Source organism: uncultured Selenomonas sp., assembly GCF_963528755.1.
GTDB lineage: Bacteria > Bacillota > Negativicutes > Selenomonadales > Selenomonadaceae > Selenomonas.
The window spans coordinates 124,190-150,297 of sequence record NZ_CAURXA010000004.1; the positions used below are offsets into that span (position 1 = coordinate 124,190).

Genomic DNA, 26,108 nt, shown 5'->3' on the forward strand with positions numbered 1-26,108 from the left:
GAATCTATGGGAAATATTGCTTACGCCTGCTTCTGCACGGATGTGATTCACGAAGGGCATCGAAACATCCTGCGTGAAGCCAAGAAGCACGGCACGGTCATTGCGGGCGTCCTTTCTGATCGCGAGATGGTGCGCTACAATCGCTTTCCCTCCATATCACTTGAAGAGCGCATCGCGCTTTTGGAGGCCGAGCCGGAGGTCGAACGCGTCATCGTGCAGGACGCCATCATGTACGATGCGGTCATTGCATCTCTGAGACCTGACTTCGTCGTGCACGGAGACAACTGGCGCGGCGGTCCGATGTCTGCAATTCGCGAGAACGTGCTGGCCAATCTCAAGAAGACGGGCGGTACACTCATCGAGGTGCCATACACATGGAATCCGGATGTCAAGAAGATTGACGAGCGCGTGAAAGAGCGGCTTGTCATGCCGGAGTTTCGGCGACGGCGTCTGCGCCGTCTCTTGGAGATCGTACCGATTGTCAAGACGATCGAGGTGCACGACGGGCTTACGGGACTTCTCGCAGAAAAAACCGTCGTCGAGCATGAGGGCGGTCTCGATCAGTTCGATGCTCTTTGGATTTCTAGCCTCTGTGACTCGACGGCGAAGGGCAAGCCCGACATCGAGCTTGTCGACATGTCGTCGCGCATCCGCACGATCGATGATGTCATGGACGTCACGACGAAACCCATCATCCTCGACGCCGATACGGGCGGACTCACAGAGCACTTCGTCTATCATGTACACACGTTGGAACGCATGGGCGTTTCCGCTGTCATACTGGAAGATAAGATCGGCCTCAAGAAGAACTCGCTCTTCGGCACGGAGGTCGAACAGCAGCAGGATACGATCGAGCACTTCGCGGCGAAGATTCGGGCGGGCAAGGAGGCGCAGCGAACGGATGATTTCATGATCATCGCACGCATCGAGAGCCTGATTCTTGAAAAGGGACTGGCAGACGCCTTGGAACGCGCTTCCGCCTATGTGGCGGCGGGGGCGGACGGCATCATGATCCACTCGCGCAAGAAGGAGCCGGACGAGGTATTCGCCTTTGCCGATGCTTTCCGCAAGACGCATCCGGCTGTGCCGCTCGTCGCTGTTCCGACATCTTACAGCGCGGTGACAGAGGCGGAGCTTGCCGCGCATGGCGTGAACATCGTCATCTATGCGAACCAACTGACGCGCAGCGCCTTTCCCGCGATGGAGCGCACAGCAATGTCCATCTTGAAGCACCATCGTGCTCTTGAGGCGGATGCGGATCTTATGCCTTTCAAGGACATCATCCGCCTGATCGACGATGTCTAGTTGTTTTGAATAGACGAAGACGCAGGCGGCTAACGTACGAAAGCAGGCTGTGGGCGATGAATGGGTGAAAGGACGGAGCGTGCATGGATGAATAAAGAAAAGTGGGAAGAGGCGATGAAGGAGCAGAAAATCCAGCCTCAGAACGAAGTCGTGCAGGACGCGAAGAAGATCGCCGTCATTGTCGCACGCCAAGGAGAGGAACTTCCTCAGGACCTCTTGATGTCGATTCGCCTATTGGAGCAGCCGGCAGGCTTCACGATGGAGCTCGTCGAAGTCGAGGGCAAGGCTGGCATGGCAGCGGCATACGGACAGGCTATGGAAGCGAGTGCCGCGAAGTACAAGATCTATCTCGACGAGCGCGTGCGCATCTTGGATTCGCATCTCTTGGTGCGCATCGTCCACCTCTTTGAAACGCACGTCGATCTCGGCGTACTTGGTATCTCAGGCACGAAGCTCCTGCCGCCTGACGGCATCGCCTTTCATTCGACGAGGCGCATCGGATCGCTGCGCCTTGCTGAAGACGCACGCACGGTGTCCTGGGGGCGGGTGCTCGGCGAGATGGAGAACGTGCTTGCCGTCGACGGCTTCCTAATGGCGACGCAGGTCGATTTGCCGTGGCGCGAGGATCTCTTTCATGGCGGGGCGTTCTTCGATGCGGCGCAGTGTTTGGAGTTTCGTCGCCAAGGGCTACGCTCGGCCGTGCTCGGTCAGGATGAGCCGCTCGTGGAGTTCCTTGGCGAAAGTTTTCCTGCCGATGAGGCGGGAAGGCGAGCCTTCCTCGAAGAGTATGCGACGGAGGCGCTGCCGCTCGTGAGCATACTCATCCCAACGCATGAGCGGCCGGAGTTCTTCAAGCTCGCGCTGGAAAGCGCGCTCGCGCAGACGTATCGCCACATTGAGATCATCATCAGCGACAACAGCAGCGATGATCGTACGGAAGAACTTATGCGGACGTATGCCGATGATGCGCGCATACACTATGTACATGATTCGAGCCTTTCCCTGCGTCAGAATTGGCTGCGCCCGCTGGAAAGAGCAAACGGCGAGTATCTTGCCTACCTTTTCGATGATGACCTCTATGCGCCCGAGAAGATCGAGCGCATGGCGGATGCGCTGAGCATGGAAGACGGTATTGCCTTTGTGACCTCGCATCGCCGCGTTATTGACGAGGAGGGGAACTTTGTCGACGATCCTACTGTCGATCCGCTGCCTGTCGAGGAAACATCGCGTATTCCGGGTGAGTTGGCAATTTACGGCCTCTTGGAGAAGCAGGCGAACTTCATCGGGGAGTTCACGACGGTCTTGCTGCCACGCAGGATGAAGGAAATCGTGCATGAGATATTGCGCAGGGAACCTCCGAGTGTATTGCCTGACGTCGAGTGCTGGCTGCGGCTCTTGGAGGAGGGAGATCTCCTCTATATTGTTGATACGCTCAGCTATTTTCGCAAGCATGAAGGGCAGGAGGGCGCAGATCTAGCCGTTCAGATTGAAGGCGCACACGCCTGGGCACAGCTCCTGCGTGAGCGCGCGGCGCGGGAGAACGGTATGCGGCGCAAGAAAATGTTTGAGCAGGCGGATCTCATCGAGATGGTTCTGCGTGCGCGGAGGAGATGACGAGATGAAGGAAATAGAAGCGAAGAAGCAGGAACTTCACGACAAGATCCTCGCGCTTGTGCGCGAGTACGCCGACGAATATCACAGGCCTGCGCCCTGGACGAAGGGGGCACGCATCCCCTACGCGGGGCGCGTCTACGATCATGAGGAGATGGAAGCCCTCGTCGACAGTTCCCTGGAATTTTGGCTGACGGCGGGACGCTATGCTGCACAGTTCGAGAAGGGGCTGGCCGCATTCCTCGGCACGCGCCACGCGCTCGCCGTCAATTCTGGTTCTGCGGCGAACTTGCTGGCTTTCATGGCGCTGACTTCGCCACTCCTCGGCGAGCGCGCCGTGCGTCCGGGTGATGAGGTCATTACGGTCGCGGCGGGCTTCCCGACGACGGTCGCGCCGATCATCCAGTACGGCGCCGTGCCCGTCTTCATCGATGTGACGATCCCGCAGTACAACATCGATGTCACGCGGCTTGAAGAGGCGCTGTCGCCCAAGACGCGTGCCGTCATGCTCGCGCACACGCTCGGCAACCCGTTCGACCTTCGGGCGGTCAAGGCATTTTGCGAAAAGCATGGGCTTTGGCTCGTCGAGGACAATTGCGACGCGCTCGGCTCGCGCTATGAGATTGACGGCAAGCAGTGCTATACGGGAACGGTCGGCGACATCGGCACGTCGAGTTTCTACCCACCGCACCACATGACGATGGGCGAGGGCGGCGCCGTCTATACGAAGGACGCTCTGCTCTTTCGCATCCTGCGTTCTTTGCGCGACTGGGGGCGCGACTGCGTATGCCCGCCGGGCGAGGATGGCTTCTGCGGCCACCGTTTCGACGGACAGTACGGCGAACTGCCGAAGGGCTACGATCACAAGTACGTCTACTCGCACTTCGGCTACAACCTCAAAGTCACGGATATGCAGGCGGCGGTCGGCTGCGCACAGCTCAAGAAGCTGCCCTCCTTCGTTGAAAAGCGTCGGAAGAACTTTGCACACCTCAAGGCGGCGCTTCAAGGCATTGAAGAAAAGCTCATCTTGCCCGAGCCGTGTCCGCACAGCGAGCCTAGCTGGTTTGGCTTCCTCCTGACCTGCCGTGAGGGCGTTGAAAGAGAGCCGATCGTCCGTGCCCTCGAAGCGCACGGCATACAGACGCGCATGCTCTTTGCGGGCAACCTCGTCAAGCATCCGTGCTTTGACCGCCTGCGCGAAGCGAAAAGCGGCTATCGCGTCGTCGGCGAGCTTTCGGCGACCGACCGCATCATGCGCGATACCTTCTGGCTCGGCGTCTACCCGGGCATGGCGGCAGAGCAGATTGACTATATGGCGGAGGTCCTGCACAGCGTCCTCAACGGATAGAGGAAATTGCGGCGCGGCAGGGAAGCGGATTCGTCAGTGGCTTTGCACCTTGCAAGAGCAGGAGGCTTTATGAAAACGATACTTGAGGCATTCGAGGTCTTTGGCGAGCGTCTTTCGCCCGATGCGCCTTTTCCGGCGCGGGATTTCGTGCGCGTCATGGAGCCTGTCTTTGCGGCGGGGGGGTATCGCACGCCGCGCACTGCGGGCGAGAAGATAGAGATGCTCGTCATCATGGATGCGGGCGTCGGCGACTTCCTATGCTTTTCGGGCGCTCTGCGCGAGATCCGCCGCCTCTATCCTGAGGCGGTGATCACGCTCGTGATTTTTCCGCCGGGCTTCAAGCTCGCTGAGCCATGCCCGTACATCGACTTTCTGCTTGGCAATGAGCAGCTTCCCGTGCTGCGCCCCTTGTCGGAGCTTTTTGCAGCGCACGCTGGGTATGCGGCGGAGCATCTTTTGAGGCAGCGCTTCGATCTCGCCTTCATCTTTGGGCACTATGCGAGCGCGTACCTTCTCGCCTATATGGCAGGCGCGAAGGAGCGCATCGGTCATATAGGGGACTTTGCGGAGGGAGGACTTTTGCGCGAGGACTGCGCCGCGCTTTTGACGCGCCCTTTGGAAAAGCCCGTGCATTCCCTGCACATGGCCGATCTTTGCTTCGATGTGATCGACCAGCTTCTCGCCGCGCCCGTGCCCGATCGCTCGTTGGAGCTTTGGCTGACGAAGGCGGACATCGCGGGCGTGCGCGAAAAGCTTACATATCTCGGAGCACCCTCGGCAGGGCAAAAGCTCTTCGCCGTCGGTCTGGGTGGCAGCACACGGCGCAAGCATTGGCCGTCCGCCGCCTACGCAGCGTTTTTGCGCCTGCTTTTGGCCGAAGAGAGCGAGGCGTTTTTCCTGCTCCTGGGGGGCAGGGACGATGCGGCGGAAGCGGCGGAAGTTGCCCGTGCGCTCGGCGAGGAGAGGGCGCTTTCCCTCGCGGGCGTGCTTGATTTTCGCGAGACGGCTTCTGTCGTCACGCTCTGTTCGGCGTACATCGGTAACGATACGAGCCTCCTGCACATGGCGGCGATCGTAGGCCTTCCCGTACTGGAAATCTGCTGCTACGGGAGCGACCTGCCGCTTGACGAAAAGGCGATTCCTCGAAGCTACTACCCCTATCGTACGACCTCCGTCATCGTGCAGCCCGCGAGAGCTTTGGCGGACTGCGCCGAGGAGCCGCGCGATACTTACGGCTGCAAGCATATAGAGGAAGCACACTGCATCGCCTCGATCGAGCCGCAGACAGTGCTGGAAGCGTATCGTCTGTTGCTGCAGCGGGTGAAAGAGGGAAAACGAGAGCCGGTCTTCGTCGCGGAAGAAGTGTGACGGAGGGGCGGCGAGGGGAAGGAGGCGCGGCATGATGGAAATGCCCTTCGATGAAAGGCTTTATGCGGAAATGGCAGCATTCTTCTCCGAGAAGATGGCATCAAATGCACTGCTTATCGGCATGGGCGCGGCGTGGCAGAGTCGCTTTCAGCAAGACTTTGCAAACTGCACCTTTGCTGCGGCAGCATGGGAGGAGGCGCTGCCCGCCGTGTGGCACGGTCGCTTTTCCTGGATCGTGCTTGCGCCAGGAGTCGAGGAACTGTCTGCGCCGGAAAGTCTGTTGGAATCCCTGCAGGATTTCCTCGCACCTTGCGCTGCTCTTGTTGCACCGTTCCGAAATCCTTGGCATTGGAGTGTCTTTCGCGCGTGGCTTGCGGGCGATTTGCGCTATGGGGCGAATCCTCTGCTCGATGGGCAGGGACGGCTCTTCTCCTTTCCCGAATTAGTGCGCCTTGCTAAGCTTGCGCACTACGAGGATTTCGCCGTGCGTCAGGTCATTGAAAAGGGGACGGCGGAGATGCTGGAGGTGATGCAGGCTTGCGGCGTGCAGAACGGACACCAGGAGATAGAGACATCGTGGTGGGTCGTGCGGCTTTCCGTACTCGATGCACGCACGGCACGCCTCAAGGCGCGGTACACCGATGCGGAGCGCTGTCTCTTGGCGCGTCTGCTGCATAGATTGGAAAACGGCATTGAAGCGGCGGAAACCGTCGAAGCTCTGCGACGCTTGCTCTCTGAAAGCAGAATCGACGGCGGCTACCTCGAAGAATTTGCCCGGAATACGGCGGGAGATGCCGACTCCATGTGCGACATCCTGCGAAAGGAGGGGCTGCTTCGATGAGCGAAGACGCGAAGAAGATCGCCTTCATCTCATGCGTGAACGATGAGGAGATGTACGCCGAGTGCGTGCGCTACCTCAGGCATCTCGATCTGCCGCAGGGCGTTTCGGCGGAGCTTGTTCCCGTGCGCGGCGCACCGTCGATGGCGGCGGGCTATGAGGCGGCGCGGCGGGCATCGTCGGCACAGTATAAGGTGTACATGCATCAGGACATCTTGCTGACGGAAAAGCGAATCATTTTCCGACTGCTGGAAAGCTTCCATACAAAACCGGAGATGGGGCTGATCGGTCTCACAGGCTGCCGTCACATGTCGCTCGATGGTGTATGGTGGAACGCGAAAGAATGCTATGGCTCGGTTTGGCAGATCCGCGATCCTGAGGCGATGGATCTGTTGGAGCAGCGTCCTGTACCATCTGCGGGCATCGAAGTGGAGGCACTCGACGGCATGGTTCTGGCGACGCGGACGGATGTGCCGTGGCGCGAAGATATTTTCACAGGCTGGCACTTTTATGACATTTCGGCTTCCATGGAGTATCGGCGGCGCGGCATGCGCCTCATGATTCCGCATTTTGAAAAACCGCCGTGCATCCATGAGACGGGGCGCAAGCGCCTTGATGACGCATGGGAGACGGCGCGGCAGGTCTTTCTTGCCGAATACGGAAAAGAATTGCAGCATGGCTGAGAGGGGGAGCGCAGATGAAGAAAATGACGCGGCAGGATGACCTTGCCTTTTATCGCGGCAAACGCGTGCTTTTGACGGGGCATACGGGCTTCAAGGGGATATGGCTCTCGAAACTGCTGCTCGGCGCAGGAGCGCATCTTACAGGATTTTCGCTCGCTTCGCCGACGGCGGACGGTGCACGGCTCTTTGAGAAGCTGAAGCTGGCGGATTCCATGCGCTCGATCGAGGGCGATGTGCGCGATCTCGCATCTCTTCGCGCGGCCTTTCGTGAGGCTCGTCCTGAGATCGTCGTGCATCTTGCGGCGCAGCCTCTCGTGCGTGAGAGCTACCGTACGCCCGTCGAGACGTATGCCGTGAACGTCATGGGCACGGCACACGTCCTCGAATGTGTGCGGGAGATCGATACGGTCCGTTCCTTTCTCAATGTGACGACGGACAAGGTCTACGAAAACAAGGAATGGGAGTGGGGCTACCGCGAGGACGAGCGTCTCATGGGTTTCGACCCGTACTCGAACAGCAAGAGCTGCTCAGAGCTCGTAACGGCGAGTTACCGCCAGAGTTTCTTCGCGGATGGCGGCGTGCGCATCTCAACGGCGCGCGCGGGCAACGTCATCGGCGGCGGAGACTTCTCGCCCGAGCGCATCGTGCCCGACTGTATCCGAGCGGCGAGCGAAGGACGAGCCGTCATCCTCAGGAATCCCACATCGACGCGGCCCTATCAGCATGTCTTGGAGCCTCTCTCTGCGTATTTACGTATCGCGCACGCGCAAGCAAGCGAAGCAGAATTGGCGGGAAGCTACAATGTCGGGCCGGCGGACTCCGACTGCGTGACGACGGGCGAGCTGGCCGAGCTCTTCTGTCGCGCTTGGGGCGAGGGTGCTTCGTGGCGTGTTGAGGAGGAGTGCGCCGCGCCGCACGAGGCGGGCTTCCTGAAGCTCGACTCCTCGCGCATCAAGGCGCGTCTCGGCTGGCAGCCGCGCTGGCACATCGAGGAGGGGATCGCGCGTACCGTCGATTGGGCGAAAGCATGGCGGGCGGGCGAGGACGTCGGTGACGTCATGGAGGAGCAGATCGCCGCCTACTTCGAGGAGGCGGAGGCGTGAATCGACAGGATGAGTGCTTGAAAAGGGCCTCGGCACGGGGGCTGGAGAGCGATGAAGGCGACGGGAGGGGCGCTGCGTCCATCTTCGCGCCTGCCGCTGCGCCGCGACTGTGCCTGCAGCCCGTTTACATGCGCCGCTTCGTCTGCGACGGCAAGCGATGCGGCTCGCTCTGTTGCTGTGCGAAGTGGGGCGTCGCGCTCGATGCGGCGACATTGGCGCGCTATGAGGGGCGGCCGGAGCTTCTGCACGAATTGAAAAAAGGCTTGGAACGCAGCGAGGCGACGGGCGTCTGGATTATGCGCCACGAAAACGGACGCTGCGTTTTTTTGCGTGAGGACGGGCTTTGCTCGCTGCATCGGCGCTTCGGTATCGGCGCGATCTCCGATGTCTGCGCCGAGTACCCGCGCAAGATGCACGAGGTCGGCGATACGCTCGACCGCGCCCTGTGTCTGAGCTGTCCCGTGGCGGCAGAGGAAGTCTTGTTCACCGAAGAGCCGCTGGCGTTCGAGTGGGTGGAAGTCGCCGCACCGCGCCCCGCTTATGTTGACCGCACGCCGCTTGGCGCACCGCTGTCGGCGGCGGCCTTCCGCAGTCTGCAGCTTGCTGGAATCGCGCTCTTGACCGAGCGCCGCCTCTCGCTCGACGCGCGTCTCGCGGCGCTCGGTCTCCTGCTCGCGCGTGCCGAAGCGTATGTCGAGCAGGGGACGGCGGAAGATTTGACAAGGGATGCCGTCGCCATCGCCAATGCCGCCGCAGGGGAGGCATTGGCTCTTCTCGCGGCGAATCCCTTCGATGCGGCACTGTATCTGCGCTTCTTCCAGCGGATCTTCCCTGCTCTGGCGAAGGCGACGGAAGATGATTTGCCCGAAACGGCGGCATATTTGGCGAGGATTCGCAGAGCCTTCGGCGAAGGGGATGGCGACGCGGCGGGAGAACGGGCAGATGCGGCGCATACGGGCGCGGCGCAGGCTCGGCAAAGCAGCATCGCCGCTTTTTTGGAACGACGCAGACAATATGCGAAGGGCATCCTTTCAAAGTACAGCAATGCTTTGGAAAACTGGCTCGCCAATGAATTTATGCTCGGACGCTACCCTCTGACAGGAGGCACGAGCTTTCTGGCAAACTATGAGGTCTTCGTCGTGCTTTACAAGCTGCTGGAGTTCCTGCTTCTTGTGGATGCCTCGCTCGATGGGGGCGGCGTGTCTGCGCCGCACAGCGCGGTGCGGACGGCTTTTGATGGCGTGGAGAGTGCAGAAGACGAGGATGATCGTACAAAGGAGTGCATCCTTGCCGCTGTCGAATGGCTTGCCGTGCGCACGAATCACTTTTACGGTTATATCGATGCGTTGGCGGAAGAGATCGCCCGCCTGTTGCCCGGCGGGCGTTTGCTTAGTTTGCTTGACGGCGAGCACATTATTTGATCAACGCAGCAGGGTGCGGGAAATTGGCAGCTAAGCCGCAGAAAAAAGAGGAATTTTTCCCTTCGTTGGCGAAATAAAAAAACACTTATGGGAGTTTGGGAAATTCCGGGAGGTAAGCAAGATGATGGATTTTAAGGACAGCGAGATCCGGCGGATTCTCGTGCCTTATGACGGTTCGGAGCAGGCGCAGCAGGCCGTGCGGCAGGCGGCGCATATCGCGCGGCTGCAGGGGGCGACGCTCATGCTGCTCTCGGTCGTCGATCTCAATGCCGAGATCGCGGCCTTCGAGCGCGTGAGCATGGACGGTTATGATCCTGCGGCTCTGAAAGAGGGCGCTTACAAGGAACTGGCGAAAATCCTGCGAGAGGTGCCCGCAGACATCCGCACGAACAGTGTAGTGGAACTTGGCTCGCCCGCCGAGGTCATCGTGGAGACGGCGGACGATGAAGGCTACGACCTCGTCGTCATGGGCAGCCGCGGTCTCGGCCGTCTGACGGGCTTCTTGATGGGCAGCGTCAGCCAGTATGTACTGCAGCACGTCCACTGCCCCGTCATGGTGGTTCGCTGATATGCAGAACGACAAGAAAAAAAGCTTCCTTTCCCGATTCTTTCAGAGCAAGGATGACGCAGCGCGACTGAGGCGCGGCGTCGTCCTTTTTGCGGTCTTTTTTCTCGCAGCGTTCCTCGCGCTCGGCTATCACGCCTACGACAGCGCACGCACGTCGAACGCGACGATCTGGAAGGAGAAGGTCGACGCTGACATGCGCGGCGTTCTCTTGCTGATCGACTCGACGCATCCCGGCGATTGGACGGTGCAGGACGGACGCATCTACAAGGGAGGAAGACTGCTCAACGACAATGGCAGTTTCGTCGATCACTTGAAAGAGGTTACGGGATCGGACGTCGCGCTCTTCGTCGGCGAGCAGTGCGCATCCTCGACGTATGAGACGAGCGGCAAGAGACTTGTCGGACAGAAGGCGGACGCCGCCGTCACGAGGATCGTGCTCACGGGCTGCACGCCGTATGTCGGCCGCTCTGATTTCGGCGGCAGGCGACCCATCGGTTCGTATCGTACGCTCTTCGATGCGGACGGCGAGGCGGTCGGCATGATCTTCGTCGGCGTGCCTGAGGCGGAGGAGGAACGCTCGCTCGGCGCATTGACGAACTCCATGACTCTGGCGGGGCTGCTGCTGCTCTTGCTCGTGCTCACGGGATTGGGGCTTCTGCTCGCTTATGCCGGGCGCATCGCCCTCCCGCTGCAGGGGCAGAAAGAAGAGGAACAGGCTCCTTTGCCCGAGGTCTCGGATGTTCCTGCAGGTGAAGCGTTTGCCGCGCAGGAATTGGGGACGCCTCAAAGAGATGCAGCGTTCGAGGCCGTGCCATCGGAGACGCTTTCGCGCATGGGCGCCTTTTGTACGAAACTTCTCGCGGGGGCGCAGGAACAGGCGCAGGCGATGGAGTCGGCTCTCGCACAAGCGGGGGCATTGAAGGAGCGGGCGGAGAAAGCGGCTTCGGTGCTCGCCGAAGCCGCGGACGGCATGGACGAAGATGCGTCGGACGAAGCGCAGAAAGAAGCCGAAGAAGTGCGCCGTCAATTTGGCGAGAACCGGAGGGCGGCGCACGATGCGGCAGAGCGCACGAACGCGCTCGCGAAGGAGTTGAAGGCGGCGGACGAGATGGCGCGCGATCTGGGAAAACGTGCGGCGGCGATCGGCGATACGCTCGCTGAAGTCGCGGAGCTTGCGAGCCAGACGAACCTTCTCGCGTTCAACGCGGCGGTCGAGGCGGCGCGTGCGGGCGATGCGGGCAGGCGCTTCGCCGCTGTTGCCGACGAGGTGCGCCGCCTGTCGGAGGATGCGGGCAAGCTTTCCACAAATGCGGCAGAGCTTCTGACGGCGCTCGCCGGCGACGTCTCCAAGGCGGCCGAGGCCATCGAGGCGGGCGGTGCAGGCGCACGGGAAAGCCGCACGGCGCTTCGTGCTCTCGCCGATACGGCGGCGCGCCTGGAGGAGGCGGCAAGGCGCACGGCAGGACGCGGAAACGGGACGGCAAGATTCCTGCCGGCTCTTGCCGAGGCGCGTGCGCTGCATGAGAAGATGGCGCAGGATGCGGGGAAACTCCTCGCAATCAAGGAGGGCGAGGAAGCGAAGATCGCCGAACTGCACGCCGCTGCCGATGGCCTGCGCGCCCTTCTGGGTACGGTTCTGCCGACGCTTGGAGCGGCGGGAGGCACGGCCGGAACGTCTGAAGCGAGCGACGCGGATGCCGCAGACGACGTGGCGGAATCGCCTGAGATGCGAGGGGAGGAAAAGCCATGATCATATCGTGGGATGAATACTTCATGGGCATCGCCCTTTTTTCCAAGTACCGCAGCAAGGATCCGCACACGCAGGTCGGCGCCTGCATTGTCAACGAGGACAAGCACATCGTCGGCGTCGGTTACAACGGTATGCCCAACGGCTGCTCCGATGCGGAGTTCCCGTGGGGCAGCACGGGCGAGTTCGGCGACAAGAAGTATGCTTATGTCGTGCATGCCGAACTGAACGCCATATTGAACGCGAGCACATCCTTGAAAGGCTGCCGCATCTACACGTCGCTCTTTCCGTGCAACGAGTGCTGCAAGGCGATCATTCAAAGCGGCATCAAGGAGGTCATCTACCTGTCAGACAAGTACGCGGCGACCGACAGCACACGCGCCTCGAAGCGCATGTTCGCCGCTGCTGGCGTCCACTATCGGCGTCTGGAAACGGACATCGAAGAGCTGCCCGTGAATTTTGCGCTGCCAAAAGACGAGCAGGAAGGATGAATAGTGCGTCGCCCTTACCAGAAACCTAGCCAATCAGTCTGCACCCTTCGGGTTTGACTTCTTGGGGTTTCATGGTACAATAATAGAACGTTGAAACGGAGGGCTGCATTTGGCAGCTGTGACTTTATATTGCCGGCTTTTGCATTTTCTAGCGGAGGAGGATTTCTATTGCCCTTTCAGACGACGATCGCCCGACGCGTCGATTACGACGGCGTGGGGCTTCATTCCGGCGTCCTCGTGCATCTCTCGCTCCTGCCGGCGCCCGTCGATGCGGGAATCGTCTTCGTGCGCAAGGATGTTGCGGGCGAGCCGAAGATCCGCGCGACCGCGCCGCATGTGACGTCGACGGTGCGTGCGACGACGCTCTCTGAGGGCGGCGTGCGCGTCTTCACGGTCGAGCATCTGATGAGTGCGCTCGCGGCGTTCGGCATCGACAACTGCTTTGTCGAACTCGACGCCGAGGAGCCTCCCGTCGCGGACGGCTCCTCGCTCGTCTTCTTCTCTCTTTTGAAAGAAGCGGGGAAGGTGCAGCAGGAAAAGGAGCGGCAGGAGATCGTCATCGACCGCGTCTACCGCATCGACGACGGTGAGCGCTTCCTCGTTGCCGTTCCCTATGGCGACGGCTTGCGCGTGAGTTTTACGTCGCTCAACGAGCACGCGCTCGTCGGCACGCAGTACCGGGATTTCCTCATGAGCGAGGACGCTTACGAGAAGGAAATCGCCCCTGCGCGTACGATTGCTTATGAAGGCGAGGTCGAGGCGCTGAAGAAAGCAGGACTCGGACTCGGCGGCACGCTTGAAAACGTTATCGTCTACAACGATGAGCGCTGGCTCAACGAGCTGCGCTTCCCCGACGAGCTTGTGCGCCACAAGATCCTCGACCTCATCGGCGATCTGCGTCTCGCGGGCTTCGTACGAGGGCATATCCTCGCCGTGAAGTCGGGCCATGCGCTAAACGCGCAGCTTGCTAAGGCAATTTGTGCCTCTCTGGCATAAAAGTGCAGACGGGGTTTCTGCTTGCGGTGAACTCCGGCGCGTTTTGTGCCGGTTTCGATTAGGAAAGAAGGAGCGAAACTATATGATTTTGGACATCAATGAAATTCAGAAGATCCTGCCGCATCGCCCGCCGATGCTTCTCGTCGATCGCATCATCGAACTCGTGCCGTTCGAGTCAGCGACGGGAATCAAGTGCGTGACGATGATGGAGGACTTCTTCCGCGGTCATTTTCCCGGCTCACCGATCATGCCCGGCGTGCTCCTTCTGGAGGCCATGGCACAGGTCGGTGGCATCACGATGCTCTATCCCGAGGAGAACCGCGGCAAGCTCGCACTCTTCGGCGGCATGGAGGGTGTGAAGTTCAAGAAGCCCGTCGTGCCTGGCGATCAGCTCGTGACGAAGGCGAAGATCACGAAGGTGCACGGTGACTTTGGCAAGCTTCATGCTGACGGCTACGTCGACGGTGTGCTCGTCGCCAAGGCAGACTTCACCTTCGCTCTGCAAAGAGCTGAAAATCTCTCTTAAGGGGCAGATTTACCAGGAAAATGAGTGCCAGTCTTTTATCAACCCCCGAAAATTGCCGATTTTGCCTGAATATCGCAGGCAAAAGACGACAGGATTTGCAGGATTATAACAATATGGCGCTTTATCCGAATAAGAATCGCGCATAGTTTCAGTGATTCTTATAGAAAGCATAGATTGAAAATCCTGTCAGCTCTTTTCGAGTGGAATAAGGGGTGGAAAAAATGATGGACAGCAAAGTGGTGGCATATATCCACGAATCGGCGGTCGTAAGCCCTCGTGCCCATGTGGCGAAGGGCGTGGAGATCGGCCCGTATGCTGTGATTGAAGAGAATGTGACGCTCGCCGAGAACGTCAAGGTCGGTGCGCACGCTGTCATCGGCGCGAATGTCTCGATCGGCGAGGGCACGCGCATCGAGCCGCATGCCGTCATCAACAGTTGGACGAGCATCGGCAAAGACAGCCATATCTTCCAATTCGCTTCGGTCGGCGCGGAGCCGCAGGACTTGAAGTTCAAGGGCGAAAAGAGTTATACGATCATCGGTGACCGCACGACGATCCGCGAGTATTCGAGCATCCACCGTGCGACGGGCGAAGGAGAGGAGACGCGCATTGGCAGCGACAGCCTGCTCATGGCTTGCACGCATGTCGCGCACAACTGCGTCGTCGGCAATCATGTCATCATGTCGAATGCAGCGATGATTGCGGGCCACGCCATCGTCGAGGATCGTGCGGTCTTGGGTGGCATGTGCGGCATCCACCAGTTCGTGAAGATCGGCCGCAACGTCATGATCGGCGGCATGTCGAAGATCGTGCAGGACTGCGTGCCCTATACGATTGTCGACGGTCATCCGGCACGCGTCGTCGGACTCAACAGCGTGGGCATCGCGCGTGCGGGCATCGCAGTTGAGGCGCGGCGAAATATTAAGCGCGCCTACAAGATCCTCTTCCGCTCGGGTTTGAGCCTCGCGCAGGCGATCGCTGTCATCGAGCAGGAAGTCGATACGTCCGAAGAGGTCGAGCATTTCCTGCGCTTCCTGCGCAATGTGGATCGCGGCATCTGCCGCGAGCGTCGCGAGAACGAATAGAAATCGGAGGGAAAATCTTTGGAAAAGATCGGTCTTTTGGCCGGCGTGGGACGATTGCCCGTCGTCTGCGCACAGGCGGCGAAGGCGCTCGGCATCGAGGTCAGCGCCGTTTCGCTTCTTGCGGGCACGGATAAAGAGCTTGCGGAAGTCGCATCCGATCATCGCGCGATCAACGTCGCACAGCTCGGCGCGATCATCGACTATCTCAAGGAGCGCGGCGTGACGAAGGTGACGCTTCTCGGCAAGGTTACGAAGGAGCTTCTCTTTGCGGGCAGCCACGAGCAGCCCGACATGCGCATGATGCAGCTCTTGATGTCGCTGCCCGACAAGAAGGACGACACGATCATGCTCGCCTTCGTCAAGGAACTTGCGAAGGAAGGATTGGAAGCCTTCGATCAGACGGCTCTCTTAAAGACACTGATGCCGCATGCGGGCACGCTGACGAAGCGTGAGCCTACCGCAGAGGAACGCGCTGACATGGAGATGGCGCTCGCCATGGCCAAGGAGATCGGCCGGCTCGACATCGGGCAGACCGCCGTCGTCAAGGCGAAGGCGGTCATGGCGCTCGAAGCGATCGAGGGAACGGACGCCTGCATAAGGCGCGGCGGGGAGCTTTCGGGCGGAGGCGCTGCCGTCGGCAAGGCGGCGAAGCCCCAGCAGGACATGCGCTTCGATGTGCCGGCAATCGGCACGGCGACGATCGAGTCGATGATCGCTGCCGGGGCGAAAGCCCTCGCCATCGAGGCGGGCAGGGTGCTCGTCGTCGATCAGGCGAAGGTCGCGGCGCTCGCTGATGAAAACGGCATAGTGATCGCGGCGATTTGACGATTTGCGCGGTGGATGCAAGATCTGCATCCTCGCGCTTTTTCGGCTTAAAGAAGCGCTGGTGAAATGAAGCCCCTGGATTTTCGCAGATGTGTGAAGATGGGGGCGGTGTTTGTCCGTGCTTTTCGAAGAGGAGGGGCAAGATGAAAATCATGATGTCGGCGGGCGAGGCGTCAGGCGATTTGCACGGCGCACGCCTCGCGAAAGAAATGCTGGAGATGGAGCCGGACGTGGAGCTTTTCGGCTTCGGCGGAGCCAAGATGGCGGAGGCAGGCGTGCGCCTCGTGCGCGACTGTCGCGATTACAGCATCATGGGCGTGTGGGAGGTTGTCCTAGGACTCGGTCGCCTATTGCAGCTGGAAAAGACGCTTGTCAAGTCCATGCGCGAGGAAAAGCCCGACCTCCTCCTCATCATCGACTATCCTGATTTCAACTGGCGGCTTGCGGCTAAGGCGAAGGCGCTCGGCATCCCCGTCTTTTCCTACATCCCGCCGTCGGCCTGGGCGTGGCGCAAGGGGCGTGCGAAGAAGTGCGCGGCAATTGCCAAGGAGATCGTCACGATCTTCCATCACGAGATCGGTCCCTACGTCACGGCGGGCGCGAACGTCTCCTTCCTCGGCAACCCGCTCGTCGACACCGTACGCGCCGACATGGAGCCGGAGTCGGCGCGCGCCTTTTTCGGACTCAAGGATGGCGAGCGTGCCGCGCTGCTCCTGCCCGGCAGCCGCCGGCAGGAGGTCTCGTTTCTCCTGCCCGATATGCTCAGGGCGGTGCAAATCTTGAAGGAGAAGCGACCCGAGACGCGCTTTTTCCTGCCCGTTGCACAGGGACTCGAGCGCCAAGAGATCGAGCGCCATATCGAAAAGTCGGGCGCTTCCGTCGAGCTGACGGAGGAGCATGTCTACGACCTCATGGGCGTCGCCGACTTCGCCATAGCGACATCGGGCACGGTCGTCATGGAAGCGGCGCTGATGGATCTGCCTGCCGTCGTCTGCTATCGCATGGGCAGGCTCAACTACGCCATCGGCAGGATGCTCGTGAAGATCGACCATTTCAGCCTGCCGAACATCATCCTCGGAGAGGAGGCGGAGCCAGAGCTGCTGCAGGACGAGGTGACGCCGGAGCGCATCGCCGAGGAAGCTGCGAAGCTCTATAAGGGCGAGCCGCAGCGCGACTCCGTCATGGCGCGTCTCAAGGTCGCCGTGCTGCAGCTCGGACCTCCGGGCGCTTCCGTGCGCGTCGCGGCGCATGTGCTCGCGGCGGCCGCAGGAAAGGGAAACGAGAGGGAAGCATGAAGAACTACATCCGTTTGATGAACTACATACGGCCCTATGTGAAGCATCTGGCGTTTGCCATCGTCTGCATCGTGCTTGCGGCGGCAGCGAACCTTTATGTGCCGTGGATCATCAAGGACATGATTGACAAGGTGCTTATGGAGCGCGACATGGCGATGCTCAACCTCATCGCGGGTGGCATCATCGTCGTCTTCTTCTTCCGCGGTATATTCTACTATGGGCAGAGCTACCTCGTTTCCTTCGTTGGGCAGCGCATCGTCATCGACATCCGCGAGGCGCTCTTCGAGAAGTTCCAGCGCATGCCGCTCGCCTATTTCGACCGCCATCAGACGGGGGAGATCATGAGCTACGTGACGAACGACGTACAGGCATTGCAGAACGCGCTCGTCGACAAGCTCATCGAGCTTGTGACAGAAAGCTCCGTGCTCGTCGGCTCCATCGTGCTCATGTTTTATCTTGACTGGAAGCTTACGTTCATCACACTCATCACCGTGCCGCTCGTCGGACAAGCGATGAATATTTTCGGCAAAAAGCTCAAGAGGTCGGGCATCGTCATCCAGGAAAGGCTTGCCGACATCAACTCGCTTCTGCAGGAAAGCATCTCTGCTGTGCGTGTCGTCAAGTCCTTCGTGCGCGAGCGCTACGAGATCGAACGCTTTCATCGGCAGAACGAGTTGAATTTCCAGGCCGAGATGAAGAACGTGCAGCTTACGAGCCTCCTGACCCCGACCGTGGAGTTCCTCGCGGCGATCACGGTCACCTTCATCTTGTGGATCGGCGGCTACGAGGTCGTGCAAGGTGATCTGACGGCAGGCGCTCTCGTTGCGTTTCTGACGTATGCCGTGAATCTCGCGAACCCTGTCAAACGCATCAGTCGCATCTACGGCACCGTGCAGCGTGCGATGGCGGCGGCCGATCGCGTCTTTGACGTGATCGATATGGAAGAGATGATTCACGACAAGGAGGATGCCGTTCCTCTGCCTAAAATCGAAGGGCGCGTCGCCGTCAAGGACGTGTCCTTTTCCTACAAGGAGGGTGCTCCTGCGCTCTCTCATGTGTCACTTGAGGCGAGCCCTGGACAGCTCGTGGCCTTCGTCGGCCCTTCGGGCGCGGGCAAGTCGACGATCGCGAATCTCATACCGCGTTTCTACGAGGTGGACGAAGGTGTGATCGAGATCGACGGTCACGACGTGCGTGACGTGACGCTCAACTCTTTGCGCGAACAGATTGGCATCGTGCCGCAGGAAACGATGCTCTTTTCGAGCAGCGTGCGTGAGAATATCCGCTACGGCAGACTTGAAGCGACGGACGAGGAAGTTGAGGAGGCGGCGCGTGCGGCGAACGCCGAGGAATTCATCCTGCAGCTTCCCCAAGGCTATGAGACGAAGATCGGCGAACGTGGATTGAATCTTTCGGGTGGACAGCGTCAGCGCATCGCGATCGCACGCGCCATCTTGAAGAATCCGCGCATTCTGATCCTCGATGAGGCGACGTCGGCGCTCGATACGGAGAGCGAGAAGATCGTGCAGGCGGCTCTCGACAAGCTCATGGTGGGCAGGACGTCCTTTGCCATCGCGCATCGGTTGTCGACGATCTTCAACGCCGACTGCATCTACGTCATCGACGGAGGACACATCGTCGAGCAGGGAACACATGCGGAACTTCTGGCGGCGGGCGGGCTTTACAGCACGCTCTACAATATCCAGTTCAGAGGTGAGGAAGAGGGCGAGAAGAAGGGCGAAGGATCTTTGCAGCCTGCTACATGAAGGAGCGGAAATATGCGGTTACTCTACAATCTGGCGGCGATCCTCGCCGTAGTCCTCATCATACCCGTGTTCCTTGTTCGCGCCGTACGCGAGCGTGGCTTCGTCGAGCGCGTGCGCCAGAGCCTCGGCTTCTTTCCTGAGCACGCGCTCGACAAGGTGGCAAAGAAGAACTGTATATGGGTTCATGCGGCGTCCGTCGGCGAGATCGTCGCTGCCAGCCCCCTGATCCGAGAGTTCCACAAGGAATTCCCGAAGAGCTCGATCCTCGTCTCCGTCGTCACGACGGCGGGCTACGAGATGGCGAACCGCATTATCAAGGATGCGGACAGCATCATCTACTTTCCGCTCGATCTTCCGTGGCGCGCGGGCAGCATTCTGCGTCGCATCCATCCGCGCGTCTTCATGCCCGTCGAGACGGAGCTTTGGCCGAACTTCCTGCGGACGGCGAAGAAGCTCAAGATTCCCGTCATGATGGTCAACGGGCGCATCAGCGACAAGAGCGTCAAGCGCTACAAGCATCTGCACAGCGTCCTTGATGACATGATCGGCACGGTTCGAAAGTTCGCCATGCAGTCGCCCATCGACGCCGAGTACATCATGCGTCTCGGCGCACCGCCTGAACTTGTGACCGTCACGGGGAATACGAAGTTCGATCAGACGTACACGGATGTGAGCCTCGCGGAGAAGGAAAAGCTCCTGCGTGAAATGGGACTTCGCAAGAATGGTGGCATTTTTCTCGCAGGCAGCACGCATCGCGGTGAGGAGACGCCTGTCCTCGAGGCGTTTGCCGCACTCCGGGAAAAGTTCCCCGAGGCCAAGCTCATCATTGCGCCGAGGGAGCTTCTGCGCACGACGGAAGTCGCCACGCTCTGCAGGCACAAGGGATTTTCCGTCGCGCGCCGTACAGAACTTTTGAAAGAACCGAGCGAAGATCATGACATTGTGATCCTCGATACGATCGGTGAGCTCGGCAGAGTCTACAGCATCGGCGACGTCATCTACGTTGGCGGCAGCCTCATCGCGCACGGTGGTCACAACATCCTGGAGCCTGCGGCGCACGGCAAGGCGATCATCGTCGGGCACAACATGTTCAACTTCAAGGATACGCATGTACTCTTCACGAAGAGGAACGCCTGCATCACGGTGCATGATGGAGAGGAGCTTTCCGCAGCTGTTTGCAGACTTTTCGAGGACGAAGGGGAAAGGCGGCGCATGGAGCGCGAAACGCTCGCCATCATCGGCGAGAACAAGGGCGCATCCCGAAAGACGGCTGTGCTCCTGCATGACTTCCTGGAGGACTTCGAGCAGGGCGAAAATGCGGGCAAGGTGCGCACGACGGAGCGCGTCGAGAACTTCCGCACCTATGTCACCGACCTCATGCGCCGCCGTCATGCCGATGGCTTTTGCCTGCGCGTTGTCATGGGGATGCTCTACAGCTTTTCCCTCATCTATCGCCAACTTGTGAACTTGAAGCTTTGGGGCTACAAGGCGGGGCTTTTCAAGCGCAAGCAGCTCTCCTGCTACGTCATCAGCCTCGGCAATATCACGGTCGGCGGCACGGGAAAGACGCCGACTGCACAATACTTGGCGGCGTCGATCCGCGACCTGGGCTATCGCGTCGTCATTTTGAACCGCGGCTATCGTGCGAAGTGGCGCGGCGACGTCGGCATTGTTTCCGACGGGCAGAAGCTTTACATGGACGCGACCGAGGCGGGCGACGAAGCCTTCATGCTCGCCAAGCATCTGCCTGAAGTGCCCGTGCTCATCGGCGCCGAGCGATCGCTTACGGGACAGTATGCGATCGAGCACTTCGGCGCGGAGGTAGCGATCTTAGACGACGGCTACCAGCACTGGCAGCTCGCGCGCGACATGGACATTCTGCTCGTCGATGCGGTCAACGTCTTCGGCAACGGCTACATGCTGCCGCGCGGCACTTTGCGAGAGCCTGTCTCGCACATCGAGCGCGCCGACGTGTGCCTTCTGACGAAGGTTGATCAGGCGGTCGGCGTCTCGCGTGAGCACATCAAGAACACGATACGAAAGTACAACGAAAAGGCGCTGATCATGGAGAGCATCCATCAGCCGCGCCGCTTCGTTGACCTCAAGGACTGGCATCGTGACATCTCAGGCGAGGGCGTCGACATCAAGACGCTCGCGGGGAAACGCGTCATGGCGGTCTCCGCCATTGGCAATCCGATGTCGTTCGAGCAGACGCTTTTTGACATTGGCGCAAAGATTGTCGAAAGCCTGCGCTTTCCCGACCACCACGAGTACACGACGAAGGAATTGCAGGACGTCCTCGATCAGGCGATCTCTCTCGGGGCAGAAGCCATCGTCATCACGGAGAAGGATGCCGTGAAGATTCCGTTGACGATCATTGAGGCAAAGGTGCCGATCCCTGTATTCGTCATCTGCGTCGAGGTCACGTTCCAGAAGGGGGCGAAGGAGTTTCAGGATATGCTCGCCGCACATCTGCAGGAAAAGATCACTGCCTTGCGAAAGGGAGGAGAAGGAGAATGAGGACACTTTGCGTGATTCCGGCGCGCTACGCGTCGACGCGCCTGCCGGGAAAGCCGCTTGCCGACATCTGCGGCAAGCCCATGATCTGCCGCGTCCTAGAGCGTGCGAGCCGCGCCCAAAAGCCCGAGAAGGTAATCGTGGCGACGGACGACGAGCGCATCTACGACGCTGTGCGAGCGGAAGGCGGCGAAGCAATCCTGACGCGTGCCGACCATCCGACGGGCACCGATCGGCTTGCCGAGGTGGCAGAGGCATACCCTGAGGTTGATCTCATCGTCAACGTGCAGGGCGACGAGCCACTGATCGAACCTTCCGTGATCGATGACCTCATCGCACCATTTGAGGTAGACGAGAACTTGCCGATGGCTACTGTCATGACGCGCATGGACGACGCGGCGGAGCAGCTCAATCCGAACAACGTCAAGGTCATCGTGGACAAACTCGGCTACGCGCTCTACTTCTCGCGCTCGCTCGTGCCTTATCCGCGTGCGGCGGCCAGTCCCGTGTACAAGCACATCGGCATCTATGCCTACCGACGCGACTTTTTGCTGCGCTACGCACGCCTTGAGCCGACACCCTTGGAGCGGGCGGAGTCGCTGGAGCAGCTTCGGGCGCTGGAAAACGGCTACGGCATCCGCGTGCTGGAAACGGACTGCCGCTTCGTCGGCGTCGATACGGCAGAAGACCTTGCGCTCGTGAACAAGCTCTATCGAGAGCAGGGGCTGGTGTAAGAAATAAATGTGTTGCGGACAAAAGCGGTACGGTGCAAAGAATCTATCAGCGAATCTTTAAGCATTTTTAAGAATTTGCTGATAAAATGAGGTCGTTCGGATGTGTGAAGCTGGGCAGTTGAATTTATCCGTGACTCCCCAAGAGAAAGGCGGTACTATGATGATGAACAAGGTGAAGGTCAGAGATTTCACGATCGGCGGGGGAAGCCCGCTCGTGCTCATGGCGGGGCCGTGCGTCCTTGAGGAAATGGAGCGCTGCCTTTTGATCGGGCGCACGATCAAAGAAATCACATCGAGGCTCGGCATCCCCTACATCTTCAAGGCGTCGTTTGATAAGGCGAACCGCTCGTCTTTCAACAGCTTCCGCGGCCCGGGACTCAAGAAGGGACTCGAAATGCTGCAGGCGATCAAGGAAGAGCTCGATGTGCCCGTCGTGACCGACGTCCACAAGGAGTCGCAGATTGCGCCTGCGGCGAAGGTCGTCGACGTGCTGCAGATCCCTGCGTTTCTGTGCCGGCAGACTGACCTCATCTACGCGGCGGCAAAGTCCGGCTGCGTCGTCAATGTCAAGAAGGGACAGTTCCTCGCACCGCGTGACATGGGCAACGTCGTCGACAAGCTGCACGAGGGCGGCTGCTCCGACATCCTCTTGACAGAGCGCGGCGCCTCGTTCGGCTACAATAACCTCGTCGTCGACATGCGCAGTTTCCCCATCATGCGCACGTTTGGTGCTCCCATCATCTTCGATGCGACGCACAGCGTGCAGCTGCCGGGCGGCGCGGGCACGTCGTCGGGCGGCAACCGCGAATTCGTTGAGCCTCTGGCACGCGCTGCCGTCGCCGCCGGGGTTGACGGACTTTTCATGGAGGTGCACGACAATCCCGAGGAGGCGCTCTGCGACGGCCCGAACAGCCTCTACCTCGACAAGCTCGAAGAGCTTCTGAAGGAAGTGCTGGCAATTTACGACGTGGTGAAAGGGAAGCTGGTCTGAATGATTCTTTCTGCAGATGCGAGGGAGCGCGCGCACCGCGTGCGCTTCCTCATCCTCGATGTCGACGGCGTTCTGACCGACGGCGGCATCTATATGGGCGATACGGGCGAGCTGATGAAGCCTTTCTACGTGCGCGACGGACTCGGCATGCGCCTGTGGCAGAACGAAGGGTTTGGTCTGGCTGTCATCACGGGGCGCGACTCCGCCATCGTTTCCCGCCGCGCTGCCGATCTCAAGATCGAGGACGTCTACCTCGGGCACATCGACAAGCGTTCGGCCTACGACGATGTCAAGGCGCGCCAAGGCCTTCGCGATGAAGAGATTGCTTACATCGGCGACGATCTTGTCGATCTTGCCGTCATGGAGCAGGTCGGTTTCCCTGCCGCACCCGCTGATGCTGCCGCCGAGGTGCGGGAACTTTCGTGTCTTGTGGCGGGAAATCCAGGCGGCAGGGGAGCCGTGCGAGAGATCGTCGAGTTCCTTCTGAAGGCAAAGGGCCGTTGGGAGAGCGTTGTCGCACGCTTCACTGCGTCGACCAAGGTCACGAACGTCTCGCAATGACAGCTTTGGCAAGGGCACGCAGCACTCTATGAGGCGGACGCGCGTGCGCTCAAGATCTCACATATCTGAAGACAGCAGGTGAATGTTCATGCTCTACAACTCGTTGATGGCGCTGAGCCGTGCGCTGCGCTTTCTGCCGCACGGCGCGCTGCTCTTCCTCGGCGCGCTGCTCGGCAGGCTCTATTATATGATCATCAAGAAGCAGCGCGAGCTTGCCGTGCGCCAGATGATGCGGGGGCTTTGCATCTCGGAGGAGGAAGCACGGAAAATCGTGCGCGCCTCCTTCGTGAACCTCGCGCAAAACATGCTGGAGATTCTCTACATGCCGAAGCTCAATCGAGAGAACCTGCATGAATACATCGAGATCGAGCACCTAGAGCGCCTTAAAGACGCGCTAGCCGAAGGGCACGGCGTCGTCGTCCTCACGGGTCACATCGGCACGTGGGAGTGGCTGTCCGCCGCTTTCTCGCTGTCGGGCCTGCCCGTCACGGCAATCGCTAAGACGCAGCCGAATGCCGAGTATTCGCGCGTCCTCGATGATCTGCGTGCGACGATCGGCGCGGAGATCTTTTCGCGCGGCACGAGCGAACTTTTGGCGGCGGGGCGCGCCTTGAAGAATGGCAAGCTCCTCGGGTTCCTCGCTGATCAGGATGCAGGTCCTGGCGGCGCTTTCATCGAGTTTCTCGGCAAGACAGCTGCGACGCCTTTGGGACCTGCCGTCTTTTCGCGCAAGTTTCGCGCACCCGTCGTTCCCGCGTTCATCCTGCGCCGCCCCGACGGCAAGCATACGGTGCGCGTCTATGAGCGCATGGAGTATGTCGACACGGGCGATACAGAAAAGGATCTCTACGACCTGACCGTGCGCATGACGCGCCTTATGGAGGAGGTCATCCGCGAAAATCCGACGCAGTGGCTGTGGTTTCAGAAACGCTGGAACACGCCGCCTGAGATGAAGAAGGAGAAGCACCACGGCGCGATGCTGCAAGGAGGGAAAGATGAAGCATAGGAAGACTCTTCTCGCAGTCCTCGCCGCAGCCCTCTTCGCCGCTGCACTCGCATGGGCAGTGTTCTCCGTTCCCGAGGTTCCAGCCTTGAACGATTCTACGCGCACGTTGCGTTATGAGGGAAATACGCTGAGCTTGGAGAAGGACGGACGTACCGTCTGGCAGCTGACGGCGGAATCGATCGAGGCGGATGCTGACGGCAAGGCGGCAGAGGCGAGAAACATCGAAGGTGTTTTTCATGAGGAAGGCGGGCGCGAACTGAAGCTCACTGCGCCTCATGCTCATTATGATCTGACGTCTAAGGATCTTACCATCGACGGCAGCGTGAGGATCGAGACATCGGACGGCATACACCTGAAGAGCCGAGAGGTCATCTGGTCGTCAGAAAAGGAGACGCTCGCCGCTGTCGGCGACGTCCTGCTCACGCAGGATAAAGAGAAGCTTCGCGTGAGCGCGGAGCGCATCGAAAGCTCGGACGGGTTCGTGAAGTTCACGGCGAGCGGCAAGGAAGGCAAGAAGGCGCGGATTGAAAAGGGGAGTGGAGCGAATTGAGGAAGAGAAAAGGGAAGGCTGCACTCGTAACTGCCGTTTTGGCTGCAGTTCTGAACATGGGGACGTTGCAGGCGGCGGATGAGCCATCGTCCTTGGAGGGAGCGAGCGTCAGCTACGACATGACGACGGGAGAGATTACGGCGGAAGGCGGCATCACATTGAAGCGAGGCACGGCGACCATCACAGGGGCGAGAGCCAGCTACAACACGAAGACACAGCAGGGCGAGATCACGGGCGGTGTCATCGCTGTGCGCGATGCGATGCGTCTGACGGCACAGACCGTGACGCTCGAATCTGCCGATGCCATCCATGCGACGGGCGGCGCAGAGATCACGAAGGAAGATCTTAATCTGACTGCTGCAAGCCTCTCTGTCTTTGATAAGGATCGTTATGTCGCGGAAGGTGACGTTCGTGCCATAAAAGCGGATAAGACGTTTACTGGCGCACGCGCTGAGTTCACACAGTCGGCGAACTACATGCTCATTCCGGCGGGCGGCACGATGACGACGGCGGACGGAACTTTCACGGCAGACCGTATGGAAGGCTGGCTGACAGAAGAGCATTACCGCGGCACAGGCAACGTGCATGTCGTCAGTCCGCCGAGAAGCTTCGAGGGCGGCGGCGATATGGTCGACTACTTCGCCAAAGCCGAGGACGGAAAGGGCAAATGCGTGCTCGATGGCAACGCCTGGGCATACCAGGGAAATAACATGCTCAAGAGCAAGCATCTGACAGTTTACCTTGCCAACACGGGCAATCTTGCGGTAGAATGA

24 protein-coding genes are annotated in these 26,108 nt (G+C 59.9%); all 24 read left to right on the top strand.

All coding sequences use genetic code 11. From position 1 onward, the window contains the following. Positions 1-6 precede the first annotated feature (6 nt). The 24 genes from aepX to RWS31_RS06315 all read left to right on the top strand — a co-directional run bounded on the left by aepX (position 7) and on the right by RWS31_RS06315 (position 26,108). Positions 7-1,305 carry a phosphoenolpyruvate mutase gene (gene aepX / locus RWS31_RS06200; protein ID WP_314596765.1) on the top strand — a complete coding sequence of 433 codons (1,299 nt, stop codon included), beginning with the start codon at positions 7-9 and terminating at the stop codon, positions 1,303-1,305. A gap of 87 nt (positions 1,306-1,392) precedes the next feature. Then, a complete protein-coding gene (locus RWS31_RS06205) occupies positions 1,393-2,919 on the top strand; it encodes a glycosyltransferase (RefSeq protein WP_314596768.1) in 1,527 nt (508 codons plus the stop codon). 4 nt (positions 2,920-2,923) lie between these two features. Further along, positions 2,924-4,264 (top strand): lipopolysaccharide biosynthesis protein RfbH, encoded by a 1,341-nt coding sequence (rfbH, locus tag RWS31_RS06210; RefSeq protein WP_314596770.1) that lies wholly within the window; start codon positions 2,924-2,926, stop codon positions 4,262-4,264. 69 nt (positions 4,265-4,333) lie between these two features. Continuing rightward, positions 4,334-5,632, top strand: a complete 1,299-nt coding sequence (locus RWS31_RS06215) for a glycosyltransferase family 9 protein (protein ID WP_314596772.1) — start codon at positions 4,334-4,336, stop codon at positions 5,630-5,632. Positions 5,633-5,663: 31 nt separating this feature from the next. Further along, positions 5,664-6,473: a hypothetical protein gene (locus RWS31_RS06220; RefSeq protein ID WP_314596774.1), complete on the top strand. Its 810-nt coding sequence runs from the start codon at positions 5,664-5,666 to the stop codon at positions 6,471-6,473. Continuing rightward, positions 6,470-7,153 (top strand): glycosyltransferase family protein, encoded by a 684-nt coding sequence (locus tag RWS31_RS06225; RefSeq protein WP_314596776.1) that lies wholly within the window; start codon positions 6,470-6,472, stop codon positions 7,151-7,153. Before RWS31_RS06220 ends, RWS31_RS06225 begins: the two co-directional genes overlap by 4 nt. A gap of 14 nt (positions 7,154-7,167) precedes the next feature. Beyond that, positions 7,168-8,256: a CDP-glucose 4,6-dehydratase gene (gene rfbG, locus RWS31_RS06230; protein WP_314596778.1), complete on the top strand. Its 1,089-nt coding sequence runs from the start codon at positions 7,168-7,170 to the stop codon at positions 8,254-8,256. Further along, on the top strand, positions 8,253-9,677 hold the full coding sequence (gene fliB, locus RWS31_RS06235) for a flagellin lysine-N-methylase (protein WP_314596779.1): 1,425 nt from the start codon (positions 8,253-8,255) through the stop codon (positions 9,675-9,677). Before rfbG ends, fliB begins: the two co-directional genes overlap by 4 nt. Positions 9,678-9,798: 121 nt before the next feature. Further along, positions 9,799-10,245, top strand: coding sequence for a universal stress protein (locus tag RWS31_RS06240; protein ID WP_314596780.1), 447 nt, complete (start codon positions 9,799-9,801; stop codon positions 10,243-10,245). A 1-nt stretch (position 10,246) separates the two neighbouring features. After that, complete coding sequence (locus RWS31_RS06245) at positions 10,247-11,995, top strand: cache domain-containing protein (RefSeq protein WP_314596781.1); 1,749 nt, start codon at positions 10,247-10,249, stop codon at positions 11,993-11,995. Continuing rightward, positions 11,992-12,483 carry a dCMP deaminase family protein gene (locus RWS31_RS06250; RefSeq protein WP_314596782.1) on the top strand — a complete coding sequence of 164 codons (492 nt, stop codon included), beginning with the start codon at positions 11,992-11,994 and terminating at the stop codon, positions 12,481-12,483. The genes RWS31_RS06245 and RWS31_RS06250 overlap by 4 nt, the downstream gene beginning before the upstream one ends. 168 nt (positions 12,484-12,651) lie before the next feature. After that, positions 12,652-13,479, top strand: a complete 828-nt coding sequence (gene lpxC / locus RWS31_RS06255; RefSeq protein ID WP_314596783.1) for a UDP-3-O-acyl-N-acetylglucosamine deacetylase — start codon at positions 12,652-12,654, stop codon at positions 13,477-13,479. A gap of 82 nt (positions 13,480-13,561) precedes the next feature. Continuing rightward, the gene (gene fabZ / locus RWS31_RS06260; RefSeq protein ID WP_006190687.1) at positions 13,562-14,005 is read left to right on the top strand and encodes a 3-hydroxyacyl-ACP dehydratase FabZ; all 444 of its coding nucleotides are present in this window, start codon (positions 13,562-13,564) and stop codon (positions 14,003-14,005) included. Positions 14,006-14,226: 221 nt separating this feature from the next. Further along, a complete protein-coding gene (lpxA, locus tag RWS31_RS06265) occupies positions 14,227-15,090 on the top strand; it encodes an acyl-ACP--UDP-N-acetylglucosamine O-acyltransferase (protein WP_314596786.1) in 864 nt (287 codons plus the stop codon). A gap of 18 nt (positions 15,091-15,108) precedes the next feature. After that, entirely contained in the window at positions 15,109-15,915 is an 807-nt protein-coding gene (locus RWS31_RS06270) for a UDP-2,3-diacylglucosamine diphosphatase LpxI domain-containing protein (protein ID WP_314596788.1), read from the top strand. 143 nt (positions 15,916-16,058) lie between these two features. Further along, on the top strand, positions 16,059-17,210 hold the full coding sequence (gene lpxB, locus RWS31_RS06275) for a lipid-A-disaccharide synthase (protein ID WP_314596790.1): 1,152 nt from the start codon (positions 16,059-16,061) through the stop codon (positions 17,208-17,210). Then, positions 17,207-18,976, top strand: a complete 1,770-nt coding sequence (locus RWS31_RS06280) for an ABC transporter ATP-binding protein (protein ID WP_314596791.1) — start codon at positions 17,207-17,209, stop codon at positions 18,974-18,976. Before lpxB ends, RWS31_RS06280 begins: the two co-directional genes overlap by 4 nt. A gap of 12 nt (positions 18,977-18,988) precedes the next feature. Beyond that, complete coding sequence (gene lpxK / locus RWS31_RS06285) at positions 18,989-21,496, top strand: tetraacyldisaccharide 4'-kinase (protein ID WP_314596793.1); 2,508 nt, start codon at positions 18,989-18,991, stop codon at positions 21,494-21,496. Continuing rightward, entirely contained in the window at positions 21,493-22,227 is a 735-nt protein-coding gene (kdsB, locus tag RWS31_RS06290; RefSeq protein WP_314596795.1) for a 3-deoxy-manno-octulosonate cytidylyltransferase, read from the top strand. The genes lpxK and kdsB overlap by 4 nt, the downstream gene beginning before the upstream one ends. 157 nt (positions 22,228-22,384) lie before the next feature. Next, positions 22,385-23,218 (top strand): 3-deoxy-8-phosphooctulonate synthase, encoded by an 834-nt coding sequence (kdsA, locus tag RWS31_RS06295; RefSeq protein ID WP_399553741.1) that lies wholly within the window; start codon positions 22,385-22,387, stop codon positions 23,216-23,218. Further along, entirely contained in the window at positions 23,219-23,779 is a 561-nt protein-coding gene (locus RWS31_RS06300) for an HAD hydrolase family protein (RefSeq protein WP_314596798.1), read from the top strand. 88 nt (positions 23,780-23,867) lie between these two features. After that, the gene (locus RWS31_RS06305) at positions 23,868-24,785 is read left to right on the top strand and encodes a lysophospholipid acyltransferase family protein (RefSeq protein ID WP_314596800.1); all 918 of its coding nucleotides are present in this window, start codon (positions 23,868-23,870) and stop codon (positions 24,783-24,785) included. After that, a complete protein-coding gene (lptC, locus tag RWS31_RS06310) occupies positions 24,775-25,335 on the top strand; it encodes an LPS export ABC transporter periplasmic protein LptC (protein ID WP_314596803.1) in 561 nt (186 codons plus the stop codon). The genes RWS31_RS06305 and lptC overlap by 11 nt, the downstream gene beginning before the upstream one ends. Continuing rightward, positions 25,332-26,108, top strand: a complete 777-nt coding sequence (locus tag RWS31_RS06315; RefSeq protein ID WP_314596805.1) for an LptA/OstA family protein — start codon at positions 25,332-25,334, stop codon at positions 26,106-26,108. Before lptC ends, RWS31_RS06315 begins: the two co-directional genes overlap by 4 nt.